The organism is Bacillus aerolatus (assembly GCF_009183655.1).
GTDB lineage: Bacteria > Bacillota > Bacilli > Bacillales > Domibacillaceae > Pseudobacillus > Pseudobacillus aerolatus.
The window spans coordinates 126,002-138,348 of the sequence record NZ_WEIO01000003.1; the positions used below are offsets into that span (position 1 = coordinate 126,002).

Below are 12,347 nucleotides of genomic sequence, written 5' to 3' on the forward strand. Positions count from 1 at the left end.
ATTCTATCAAAATGCTACTTTTTTTCAACTCTTTTTTGTTATTTCCATATTTTAATATATTCGTTATATTTGACATGCATATGAAAATAGTTTGACGCTTTTTCGTTAATTAAATAGATAATATTAACAAATGTCCCGCTAAAAACCATAGCTTTCTCATTATATACCAACCGATCAGGAAATTCAAAGTGTTTTTACCAATTATTTTTGTCATTTCCATGTTATTTTTGTAGAAAACAAGGGCAGAAGATTTGGTTTTCATGGGATTTTCATTCCAAACTTCGCACAAAAAAACCCAGAAAGATGTCTTCTGAGTTACTTTTATTTCATCTATAAAGGGGTTATAACCTTTTATATAAGCTGCGTGTCGCTTCTTCCAGCTGTTCCAGTGAATAGCGCTGAGAAGAATAGAAATATAACTTTTCACCCATTTGGGCGAGCCTTCCTTCCCCACGAAGGTGGATCGCCTGGCGAAGAGCCTTCGCATAAGCTGATGCGTCTCCGACCGGCACAATCCAGCCTGTTTCTTCGTTTTGCACTAACTCCCTCACTCCGCCGACATCCGTCGTGACTATTGGCACGTGCTGATTAGCCGCTTCGAGGAGAGCGAGCGGGAAGCTTTCGCTGTAGGAAGCAAGCAAGGCGAGATCAGATGCCGCATATATTTGATCGACGTCTGACCGGAAACCGAGAAAGTGGACGTGGCTGTTTAATTGCCGATTAGCCGCTTCCTTTTCCAGCTCCTCTTTGATCGGTCCATCTCCTACGAGCAATAAATGCGGGCGTTTTTCTTCTTCGATTTGCTTCATCGCTTCGAATACAATCGTATGGCCTTTAATCGGGTGGAGCCTGGCGACCATCGACATGACGAAGTCTTCCGGTTTGAGGACGAATTCGCTGCGGTTGATTGGCTCGGCTTTTTCTTTCGTAAAATGAATGCCGTTGTAAACGGTCTGAATCTTGTTGCCGCTGACGCCAAGCTTCATTAAGTTTTGCTTAAACCGCTCCGACACAGCGAAGTAGCCGTCCATTTTTTTGACGGCGTACATGCTGAGTGACGTAAAAACTTTGCCTTTGATACCGGATTTGACGAAATCGAGTGATGGATCGCTGTGAACCGTTGTTACCCAGCGAATGCCCGTTTTCTTTTTTAAGTAAATGCTGAATAAATTGGCGCGCGGGCCGTGTGTATGTAAAATATCAAAGTTTTCTTCTTTGATGAATTGAACGATTTTTTTTAAGATCGATAAGTCGTAGCGCGAGCTTTGCGAGAACACTTCGGTGCGGATGCCTTTTTCCCGTGCTTCTTCTGCAAACGGACCTTCCTGCATGAGAGCCAGCACGACTTCTTCTTTGGAAAACTGTTCAAGCAGCGTGATGACGTGCTTGCGCGAGCCGCCTGTTTCGCCGCCGCTGATTAAGTGAAGTACTTTCACGTTTACACCTCTCTACATAGAAAGAGGCTGTCCCAAGTGCCAGGCTCCTCCTCCACTATGTTGTGGTTTTCCTGAATATAGCGGGGAGGTGCCTGGCACTTCCATGAGACAGCCAGCCTTCTTTATTTTTGTAATAAGATTTTCAATAAAAATTTCGGCAGCGCCATTTGCCGTTTGATCCGCTTCGGATCTGTCAGTAAGCGGTACAGCCACTCCAGACCGAATTTGCGGTAAAAAGCAGGCGCTCTTTTTACCTTGCCGGAATAGACGTCAAAGCTGCCGCCGACCCCTTGGAATACTTTCACGTTCGGCAAGTTGGCCATGTTATCTTTAATCCATAGCTCCTGACGCGGACTGCCGAGCGCGACGAATAGGAGAGCCGCTCCCGATTCACGAATTTGCTCCACGAGTGCTTCCTGGTCTTGGACATAACCGTTCGCATAGCCGGCGACGCGGAGATTCGGAATTTTTGCTTCCAGTTTTTCTTTTGCCGTGCGGACGACGTCTTCTTTCGCCCCGTAGAAAAAGACACCGTGCCCTTCGTCAGCTGCAAACTGCAGAAGCCGCCCCATCATATCGACTCCTGTCACACGTTCGCGGATGCCGCCTTTTTTTAACTTGGAGGCAATGATCATGCCGACGCCGTCCGGTATTTGATACGTGGAGTTGTTGACGAGCTCTTTCACGAGCGGGTCGCGGCCGGCGGTGATTACTTTCTCAGGGTTAACCGCAATGACTGTCGACTGCTCCCCGGCTGCTATTCTTTTTTTCAAATCGGCGATGATTTCTTCGTATGTGTACGGCGAGACGGAGACGCCTAAATATTGTTCTTTTTCCATTACAGTCATCCTTAGCTGTTAATCCGTTTGACCGCAATGGCTTCGAGACCGGTGACGTCGCCAATGCGATAGACGGTGAGTCCCTCTTCTTGCTCCAGGTTCGTGCAGTTTTTCGTATCGAAGACGACCGGCGTTTCCATTTCGGATACTAAGACATTTTTATTGATCATTTTAAATTCATTGTGATCTGTTAACACGACGACGAGGTTCGCTCCTTTGACCGCTTCTTCAAATGAAACGAGCGGGAACGGCACTCTTTCGTCGCGGACGTGCGGATCGTGAACGCGGACGTTATACCGCGGGTTCGCGAGCACCTTTTCCACGATATCAATTGCCGGGCTTTCGCGGACGTCGTCAATGTTGCCTTTGTACGTTAAGCCAAACAAGGCAATTTTCGGTTCTTTCAGCTCGGCCGTCAGCTTAATGATTTGTTCGATGACAAAGTCAGGCATTGAGTTGTTAATGTCACGGGACAGCTGAATCATCAGCGCTTCTTCCGGTGCTTTTTCGACGATGAAATACGGATCCACCGCGAGACAGTGGCCGCCGACGCCTGGTCCCGGCTGGTGAATGTTCACGCGCGGATGCTTGTTGGCCAGTTCAATGACTTTATGGGCATCGACGCCGAGACGGGCAGAAATTTTCGCGAGTTCGTTCGCAAGCGCAATGTTGACGTCACGGAATGTATTTTCCATAAGCTTCGACATTTCCGCTGTGACGGCTTCTGTTTCAACAACGTCACCTGTGACGATTTGACGGTACACGTCCGCTGCTTTCGTCGCCGCTTCTGGTGTAAGCCCGCCGACGATGCGCGTGTTTTCCACGAGTTCGATTAAAATGCGGCCCGGCAAAACGCGTTCCGGACAGTGGGCAATCGCCACATCTTCTTTCGGGTTAAAGCCGGCTGCTTCGATGATCGGTGCGACGATATCATCGATCGTGCGCGGCGGGATCGTTGATTCAACGATAACGACGTTGCCTTTTTTCAAATAAGGGACAACCGCTTCTGTCGCACTTTTGACATAATCAACGTTTGCCGTGCAGTCTTCGTGAATCGGTGTCGGCACAGAAATAAGGAACACATCCGCTTCTTCCGGCTCGAGTGACGCACGCAGTTTGCCTGATGCGACGACTTGTTTAACAACTTCCGGAAGACCGACTTCTTCTATTGTAACTTCACCTTTATTTAAACGTTCAACAACTTGTTTATTCACATCTACTCCAACAACTGAGAAACCGGCGCGGGCAAAAATGGCCGCTGTCGGCAAACCAATATATCCTAAGCCTATTACGCAAATTTTTTGCATGTAAAAAAATCCTTTCTAGTATGCGGGTATGGTTGAATTTCTTTGCTTTCCATAGTATAGCAAATTCACTTTCCGCTTGCACTAATTTCGTTGAATGTGCCTTGTATCAATGATAAAATGAAACTTCCATCAGTGAACGTTTTCCCCACTGATGGTTAGTTAGATTTATCGGGCGTTTACTGGCAGTTGATCCTCCACGATTGATCGGGGTCTTACTGCCAGTTAAAGCGGGGCAAAATGTACTTTAGCTTTTTAAGCATTTGAATTGCGAGGAGGATACCTGTTTGAAGGTTGTTGTTTCGGGATTTTATGGATTAGGCAATACTGGTGATGAAGCGATCCTGGAAGCGATTGTAGATAATTTGAAAAATGAAATTGATGGCGTCGATATTACGGTATTTTCGTTGTCGCCGGAACAGACGGCGAAAGATCATAATGTGAAGACGGTGTACCGCGGCTGGCGCCATGACAATAAAGGCAAAATCCGGGCGCTGCGTGAAGCGGACTTGCTTATAAGCGGCGGCGGCGGACTGCTGCAAGATACATATCCGACGAAGTTTTTATTCGGCCCGCTTCCTTACTACTTGCTGATCGCCTTTTTAGCTAAATTGTGCGGCGCAAAAGTAATGTTCTTTTCTCAAGGCATTGGTCCGGTGACGTCGACATGGGGCAAAATTTTAATGAAGGTGTTCGCTAACCGCGCTGATTTTGTGACGGTGCGTGACCAGTATTCGAAAGATTATTTGCATAACCTTGGTGTGAAGCGGCCGGAGACTGTGGTGACGGCTGATATTGTGTTTGCTTTTCAGAAAAAAGAAGATGACACGTGCATGAAGAGCTTGCCGCTTAACGGTGATGAAAAGTTAGTGGCGGTGTCGACACGTCCGTGGTTTGAACATGATGATTATTATGAAAAGCTTGCGGGTGTGCTTGATGAACTGATTGCGACAGATGGCATTACGCCGGTGTTTGTGCCGATGGAAGGCCATCATGACGTCGATGCTTCGAAGCGCGTGATGAAGCATATGAAACGGGCGGACGATTGTTTCCTGCTCGGCGGTGACTATACGCCGAACCAATATTTGAACTTTATCGGCGCATGCGACATGACGATCGGCTTGCGATTGCATTCATTGATTTTCTCAGCGCTGACGGCGGTACCGCATATTGGCATCAGTTACGATAAAAAAGTCGAGAGCTTGCTGAAGCGTTCCGGCATGTGGGACTATTCTTTTCCTCTCGAAGCGTTTGATCCAGAGATAATGAAAGAGAACGCCCGCTACGTGCTTGCCCACCGCGACGAACTGAGCAAAGTCGTCGCCGGCAATGCCGCGAAGATGCGCAAGGACGCCTTAGAGAATATTGAACTATTAAAGAAAAAATTTATGTGAAGCGAGGTTCTTTTCAATGAAGATTTTGCTTGCGACAGTGTACCATTTTCCGCACGTTGGCGGCTTATCGGTACATATGGCGACGCTGAAAGCTGGTTTGGAAGCGCGCGGCCACGAAGTTGATACGCTGTCTTTTACCGATATTCCTGAATTTGAACAAAAAGCGAAAGTGCGCGGCCCCGGCTTTTTAATGAATAAAATGTCAAAAGGAAAAGGCTTCGTCTACGGCTTGAAGACGCGTAAAAAAATGCTGCAAAAGCTGATGGAAGCAGCGAAGCATAAAAATTACGACATCGTGAACGCCCAGGAAGTGTACGCGACATTCGCGGCGCTCGATGCCGGACTTCCGGTTGTGTCGACTGTGCATGGCTACTTAACGTACGAAGCTTTGAGTGCCGGCAACATTTTAAAAGACAGTCCGGAAGAACAGTTTTTAATGGAAGAAGAAGTGAAAGCATACCGCAGCACGCGGGCGATCATTACCGTTGATACGCGTATTAAAGATTACGTGCAGCGTGAAGCCGGCATTACCGGCACAGCAATCCGTAACTTTATTAACGTCGACGACTTCCGTCCGGACAGCGAAAACAAAGCGGCGTACCGGAAAAAGCACGGCGTCGATGCCGATGCACCCGTTTTCTTCGTCCCGCGCCGCTTAACGAAGAAAAACGGCGTGATCTATCCGATTTTATCCCTGCCGGCTGTGCTCGAGAAGCATCCGAACGCGCAGTTGATCTTTGCCGGAACAGGCGAAGCAATGGACGAAATGAAACGGTTGATCGCAGAACACAAGTTGGAAAAGAATGTTCACTTACTTGGTGCCATCCCGCATGATGTCATTAAAGAATATTACGCTTTGGCTGATGTCGTCTTAGTGCCAAGCATTCACTCCGCCGGCGTGGAAGAAGCGACTTCGATTTCTGCACTCGAAGCGATGGGTTCTGGCCAACCGCTTATCGCCTGCGCTGTAGGTGGATTGAAAGAAATCGTCGATCATAATGTAGATGGGTTGTTAGTTGAAGAGAAGAACGTAGAAGAATTGTCTGCGGCTATGACTGAGTTATTGGATAACCCGGAAAAAGGCAGACAACTTGCCGAGCGGGCTCGTGCGAAGATTGAAGCCGAGTACTCACATTTGGCTGCGGCTGAGAAATATGAAGAGATTTACTTGAAAGCGAAATGATGATCCCCCTGTCGCCTTTGGCGGCGGGGGTTTTTGTTGTTTGGCTGGGGACTAGGAGCTGGGAGTGTGCATATTCAAGTCGTTTTCGCGCATAAACCGAGCGTAGCCGTGCAGAAAATCTAGTTAACCGTTTACAACTTCTCTCGAGCCGCGCATAAGCTTGGGTGGTGCGCATATTTTGACTATCTCCGTGCATAATGTTTCGGTGCCCGTGCAGAAATTAGGATTATCCGCGCACAAAATACTCCCGCCTCACCGCTCTTAATTAAAACATCCGGTCAATGGAATTGGCCGGATGCAGTGTATCTATTATTTGGTTATCGGGCGGTGTGCATATTCAAGTCGTTTTCGCGCATAAATCGAGCGTAGCCGTGCAGAAAATCTAGTTACCCGTTCACAACTTCCCTCGAGCCGCGCATAAGCTTGGGTGGTGCGCATATTTTGACTATCTCCGTGCATAATGTTTCGGTGCCCGTGCAGAAATTAGGATTATCCGCGCACAAATTGCTACCATCCCAACGCTCTTAATTAAAACATCCGGTCAATGGAATTGGCCGGATGCAGTGTATCTATTATTTTATCGTTGGCAATTGATACGTGCGGTTTTTTTGACTTCCGGAATGCTGTAACTTTAAAGTTCTTAGTAAATGGGTTGCTATGGAGCGGGAGTCAATTTGCAAGTACTCGCGAAATGTCCGGTTTGTCATTGTGTTGTTGTGCAACAGGGCATAGTCAGTAAGTGCCTGAATGTGGGCATCACTTGAGCGGTGATTACAGCGAAGACAGTGCCATTTTCCTTTCATTCGCTTCATCGGGATGTGTTGACAGGCCGGACATTGGGCACCTTTTAGCAGTTCGGCTTCGGAAATTTGAAATTGTTTGAGGAGATCAGGATTATGAGGAACGTGTTGGGTGACGAGTTGGTGAGCAGCTTTTTTCAGATCTTTCGTCTTTAGTATGCTAGTTTGGTGCAGTTGGTGGAGGCGTTCGATTTTGTAAGGTACAGTTGCAGCATGGATGACTTTTTGTAGTACTTCTTTATGTTCGGGGTCAGTAGTAATTTTCGTGGTTGGAAAGCTGATGACAACAAATGGAGCGATGGGTATATCGGTAATTTTACGATTGGCAAGCCACGATGTGAGCTGGCGCTTTTGACGGCGGATTTGCAATAAAGGGTCCGAAAAAATGTCTTCGCTGTCTTCTTGGGTACGTAGAAGCTGATGGAAGAACTGGTCAAAATATAGCGTGCCGGCAATATTTTTCGTTTCGAGAATAACTGCCATGTTGGCGCAAAGGATCAGTGTGTCGATTTGAAAAAAGTGGCCATTTGCGCCAGGCAGTCTCAATCCATGAAAAATCATGTGCTGGCCCTCTTCCAGAAACGTCAAATGATAGTCAAGCGCCTCCTCACCACGGTGCCCCGCCCAACTTTTTGCCAACTCCGCTTCGACATCCGGCCGCTTTGCGTGTAGCTCTGGCAGACGCCTAGCCAATGCTTCCAGCTTATGAATCTTTAATGGAACTTCCCGCTTTTTTACTATCAATGGATCTGCTCCCTTCCTATATAAATGGCTCCGGAAGATACTCTCTCCCGGAGCTTTATTTAAAATTTGATCGCCTGCGACAATGTGCTTGCCGTTTGGAGCGTGTCAAAGTTCAAGCCAAGCTGTACAGCAGTTTGGGCGATCTCGGGACGGATGCCTGATAATGTGGATTTAACACCGATCAAGTCGAGCGCATCGATGAGTTGGAACAGCTGATAAGCAACCATTGTGTCGATCATGACAACTCCTGAAATATCAATGAGCAAATGATCGACCCGCTGTTTAGCGCACTGCTTTAATGTATTTTCCAATATAAATTTGGCACGCATTGTATCAATGTCACCGACTAAAGGTAGGAGTGCAGTCCCGCTTTTTAACGTAATGACTGGTGAGCTTAGCTCGTTGATCATTTCGCGCTGTGCCTCCATTAATTTCTCTGAATAATTTTCCATTTCCTCCGTAACTTTCAAAATAACTTTGTCAAACGCCTTAATAATGACATCTTTCCATTTATCGATGCGTTTCTGATGGATTTCCTCTCTATTTTCATCAGAGAACTCTTCAATATAGTACATATATTGTGCTCGGACTCTCATGAACTCGCGAATAATAAAATGGAGCGGTGTATTTAAATGTTCCGGGCATCTTGATATTTCGCAAATCCACACATCAAATTTCTCATAAAACACAGACTCTTCTTCAATCAAAACGTTACACAAAAACTTGTGGAACTCAAGATTTTGTTCCTTTAAATCTTTAATCACTTTCGGGTCTTTCGAAGCGTACACACCTGAAGGATCGCTTTTGTCCAGTGATTCATACCACTGGTCCGTCAACAACTCCGCCCGGTCTATTAAAAAAGCATGCATCTTTTTATTTAGTTCCATTTCTTCTCCTCCTACTTCGCCCACTTATCTATTATTCATTATACACCTAGCCTGCAAGCGAGTTGGGAATATTTTCATCGATGAAGTTATTTTAACGAACAAGAATGTTAGTCGGCCTGTTCGCTTCGGGAAATACAAAAGAAGTTTTGCAATTTGCTAGATTTGCGCACCGACTCATCTGTTTTCTGCGCGGAGACTCCAAGCTTGTGCACGCCACCTCCCGAGAAGATCCTAATGACAGCCGGCTGGCGCCGGTTTTCGAAAAAACGGGGCGCGCACCGGCGTATCTCAGCTTTTGCGTATGATAAGCGTGCCAGCTTGGCTTGTGCGCGGCTAACCGCCATTTGTGCGCGAACTTTTGTCGATTGTGCACGGGTTTGCCGAATTTATGCACGAATCCCCCGGTTATGCACCGACTCACCTATTTTCTGCGCAGAGATTCCAAATTTATGCACGCCGCTTCCCCCTCGCTCCTAGGGAACACACCCTTAACTTCCCACCTATTTTACGGTATTATTAAGTATTGAGTTTTTCATTCCAGACTTATATTGAGGTGGGTTTTGTGTCGTTGAAGAAGACGGCTCTCTGGCTCGGATTGCTTGCGCTTGTTGTGAAGTTTTCCGGCTTTTTGAGAGAGAGTATTATTGCACGGGAGTTTGGGGCAAGTGATTATACGGATGGATATTTGCTGGCGTTTTCGTTTATTACGCTTGTGATTGCGATGATTGCCGGCGGGTTTAATAATGTGTTTTTGCCGCTGTATGTGAAAAATCGCAAGGATGCTCCGGAGAAAACGGAGCGGAATGCGAGTGCGATTATGAATGTGACGGTGCTGCTGTTTATCGGCGTATCTATTCTCGGGTGGGTGCTGGCACCGTTCTTCGTTCCGCTCATTTACGGAAATATGAATCCGGCCACAGAAGAAACGGCTGTGGCGATTACGCGCTTTTTCTTCCTATTTATGAGTGCGATTGCGCTGAACGGAATTTTGGATTCTTATTTACAAGGGCGGCGAATTTTCGTACCGTCGCAAATATCGAAGCTTTCAGCGACGCTCATGGGTGCGATATTCGCTCTGCTTTTTTCCGATCAGTGGGGCATTAACAGTTTGGCGTACGGATTTATTTTCGGAACCGTGCTCGGCATTTTGATTCAGCTGTTCTTTTTACTGAAAAAAGACTGGCGCTGGAGTCCGGCGCTGAAAGTAGAAGAAGACTTTCGCCGCGCATTTATTGTGCTGCTCATTCCTTCTTTGCTGAATTCAGTAGTTGGCCAGATTAATATGTTCGTCAACAAAGCGTTTGCGGCTAATACGGTCGAAGGTGCGGTGACCTATTTAAACAACGCCTCCTTAATTACGAGCATTCCGCATACGATTTATGGCACGACGATTGCGGTCATTATTTTTACGTTATTATCCGAACAAGTTGATCAGCCGAAAAAGTTCCAAGAAACGTTTTTCATGGGCATGCAAATTTCCTTGTTAACGCTGGCGCCGATTGCGGCTGGATTATTCCTTGTCGGCCAGGAAGCGATCGCGTTCATTTTCCAGCGCGGGAAATTTACAGCGGACGATACGTACAACACGTATTTGGCACTTATGTTTTATTTGCCGATCATCGTTGCTCAAGGGCTGCAATACATCGTGTCGAAGTCGATGTATGCCCGCGGGAAAACGAACATTGTTTTTCGCATCAGTGTGACGACGATTGCTTTGAACGTGCTGCTAAACTGGCTATTCGTCGGGCCGTTCGGCTACCCGGGTCTCGCACTGACAAGTTCGTTCGTTTCTATTTACTATTTAACCGTCAGTACGATTTTCGTGTATAAAGATTTTGAGAAAAAAGAAGCGACGCGGCTGTTCGGTTTGATTGGGCGTGTTGTGATTGTTACAGCAGTCATGGTCATTCCCCTTTACTTCTTGAAAAAATTCACGCCGATTTCCGATTTGTATTCACTTTGGCAGCTGCTCATTATCGTTCCGCTCGGCGTTCTGTTATACACATCCGGCTTGTTCCTCTTTTATAAAGAAGGATTCCGTCAGCTGTTGAACCTTGTGAAAAGAAAAGCGCGGGCGTAAGGCAGGTGAAAGAAAATGAAATACTGGATGTTCATGATGCTGGCGGCTGTTTTTCTGTTGGCAGGCTGTACGGAAGAGGATAATGGCAGCAAAACAGCCGCCAGAGAAACGGTGTCGCTCGGGAAAACAGCGCTTCATCTGGAACAGGATTTACGTTTACTAAAAAAGAAAGAGTCGAGTTTGTCTTCCTTTTATAAAGACGTTCTTTATACGTATGAATGGAAAAATCAAGGGCAGTTGAAAATCAAGGTGCGCACGATCAACAACGGCGACCGCTTCGTCATGATGCAGCTGAAAAATATATCTACTGAGCCGCTTACATTGAAAGCGGACGTGCCGCAGCCGGAAGCAACCGATTATTATTTTATCGACTGGCATAAAGAAACGGAGCCGCGGGAGCATGATCCGGTCATCGGCATCGATGCAACAACACCTCCGTCTGGCTTGCTGCGCTACTCGGCGGACGGGCGCTTTCTATATGAAGCAGTCGTGAGCAAGCAATATCACTCCAAGAGACTGACTAAGCTCTATGACAACGGTCAGCAGAGCACGATTCGCGATCTGACTACAGAAATGGAAGCGCTGAAGCATGACGAGTCTGGATTTTCTTTTACACTCGAAGCGCCGCCAAAACAAATTGCGGAGCAGTGGTTTTTGCTCGCGGGCGAACCTCTTTTTAAACATGCCGATCATTTAAGCAATTGGATCGATTTTCAGCACAATCATTTTAAAGAGGTAAATAACTGGTTCACTGTGAGCGGCGCGTTGAAAAAGCTTCCTTGGTCGACCGAGCCATTTACGAAAAACGGCTACGGCCGCCATCTCGGCACGCTCGTGGAAAAAGAAGCGATTGATCGCTATTTTAAATTGAAAGACCGCTATTTTTATAATTTAATGGCGCAGTCGGTCGCCAACTTAATGGAATACCGCCATCAGAAAAACCATCCGATTTGGAAAACGGAATATACGAGCACATGGCTGAAGCAGAAATATGAAATTACTTCTCCTTACCTCGATACACGGCATAATGAACTGATTGCTTTATACTTATACCGAATTGGCAAGGAATTTGATGAAAAAGAATTGATGAACGCCTTGCCTACTTACAGCGACTACTTGCTGAACTTAATTGCGATTGATAACATCGTGCCGACCGAAAAAGGCTTTCTTCCGGCCGATTATTACTCGCCGCATCAAGGCAAGCAATTCATCCATACATCGCTCAACCACGCGCTCGGTGAAGCAAATTTGCTGATCGATGCGTACGAAGCGACGGGACAGAAAAAATACTTGCTCGCCGCCCGCGAGATCCGGCTCGGCATCGAATCACTCGGCACGAAATGGATCCGCCCAAACGGCGACCTTTGGTATCAAGTGAACCGCGACCTCACCTTCGACGGCAATGACTACGAGCAGCTCACACTCGACGACCTTGAGCGTCACGAGAAAAAATGGCAAGCACTCGGCGGCAACAAAAGCCCGGTGCTCCAAAAACTAATCGAAAGCAAGAAGAAAGCCATCCGCTAGCGGATGGCTTTTCGTTGTGGAGCGGGGTAACTGTTGCAGTCGGTTGGGGGATTATAGACAGCTGGCATACATTTGCAGGCAGTTAAGAACTAATTACAGTCGGCTGACGCCGATTTACAATCAAAACCGCTGCGTTTGTGCGCGGCCTACTAG

General features: G+C 46.9%; 9 protein-coding genes. 4 read left to right on the top strand and 5 right to left on the bottom strand.

Features of this window, described 5'->3' with window-relative positions; all coding sequences use genetic code 11:
- Positions 1-341 precede the first annotated feature (341 nt).
- The 3 genes from F9802_RS06675 to F9802_RS06685 form a co-directional block, all read right to left on the bottom strand.
- On the bottom strand, positions 342-1,436 hold the full coding sequence (locus F9802_RS06675; protein WP_152150395.1) for a glycosyltransferase family 4 protein: 1,095 nt from the start codon (positions 1,434-1,436) through the stop codon (positions 342-344).
- A 122-nt stretch (positions 1,437-1,558) separates the two neighbouring features.
- Complete coding sequence (locus tag F9802_RS06680; protein WP_152150396.1) at positions 1,559-2,275, bottom strand: WecB/TagA/CpsF family glycosyltransferase; 717 nt, start codon at positions 2,273-2,275, stop codon at positions 1,559-1,561.
- Positions 2,276-2,286: 11 nt separating this feature from the next.
- Complete coding sequence (locus tag F9802_RS06685; protein ID WP_152150397.1) at positions 2,287-3,582, bottom strand: nucleotide sugar dehydrogenase; 1,296 nt, start codon at positions 3,580-3,582, stop codon at positions 2,287-2,289.
- A 284-nt stretch (positions 3,583-3,866) separates the two neighbouring features.
- Here F9802_RS06685 and csaB point away from each other — a divergent pair, with 284 nt between their 5' ends.
- Together csaB and F9802_RS06695 are read left to right on the top strand one after the other, a co-directional pair.
- A complete protein-coding gene (gene csaB / locus F9802_RS06690) occupies positions 3,867-4,973 on the top strand; it encodes a polysaccharide pyruvyl transferase CsaB (protein ID WP_152150398.1) in 1,107 nt (368 codons plus the stop codon).
- A 16-nt stretch (positions 4,974-4,989) separates the two neighbouring features.
- Entirely contained in the window at positions 4,990-6,156 is a 1,167-nt protein-coding gene (locus F9802_RS06695; protein ID WP_152150399.1) for a glycosyltransferase family 4 protein, read from the top strand.
- A 572-nt stretch (positions 6,157-6,728) separates the two neighbouring features.
- Here the strand turns inward: F9802_RS06695 and F9802_RS06700 are convergent.
- On the bottom strand, positions 6,729-7,700 hold the full coding sequence (locus F9802_RS06700; protein WP_191991791.1) for a nuclease-related domain-containing protein: 972 nt from the start codon (positions 7,698-7,700) through the stop codon (positions 6,729-6,731).
- Positions 7,701-7,759: 59 nt separating this feature from the next.
- Positions 7,760-8,587, bottom strand: a complete 828-nt coding sequence (locus F9802_RS06705; protein ID WP_152150401.1) for an STAS domain-containing protein — start codon at positions 8,585-8,587, stop codon at positions 7,760-7,762.
- Positions 8,588-9,149: 562 nt separating this feature from the next.
- Here F9802_RS06705 and murJ point away from each other — a divergent pair.
- Both murJ and F9802_RS06715 read left to right on the top strand, forming a co-directional pair.
- Entirely contained in the window at positions 9,150-10,667 is a 1,518-nt protein-coding gene (gene murJ / locus F9802_RS06710; RefSeq protein ID WP_152150402.1) for a murein biosynthesis integral membrane protein MurJ, read from the top strand.
- A gap of 15 nt (positions 10,668-10,682) precedes the next feature.
- A complete protein-coding gene (locus F9802_RS06715; RefSeq protein ID WP_152150403.1) occupies positions 10,683-12,194 on the top strand; it encodes a hypothetical protein in 1,512 nt (503 codons plus the stop codon).
- Positions 12,195-12,347: the final 153 nt, after the last annotated feature.

What these genes read in the sequence shown, in the direction of transcription:
- F9802_RS06695 (WP_152150399.1), top strand. Translation starts at nt 4,990, where the DNA reads ATGAAGATTTTGCTTGCGACAGTGTACCATTTTCCGCACGTTGGCGGC.
- F9802_RS06680 (WP_152150396.1), bottom strand. Translation starts at nt 2,275, where the DNA reads ATGGAAAAAGAACAATATTTAGGCGTCTCCGTCTCGCCGTACACATAC.
- F9802_RS06705 (WP_152150401.1), bottom strand. Translation starts at nt 8,587, where the DNA reads ATGGAACTAAATAAAAAGATGCATGCTTTTTTAATAGACCGGGCGGAG.
- F9802_RS06715 (WP_152150403.1), top strand. Translation starts at nt 10,683, where the DNA reads ATGAAATACTGGATGTTCATGATGCTGGCGGCTGTTTTTCTGTTGGCA.
- F9802_RS06685 (WP_152150397.1), bottom strand. Translation starts at nt 3,582, where the DNA reads ATGCAAAAAATTTGCGTAATAGGCTTAGGATATATTGGTTTGCCGACA.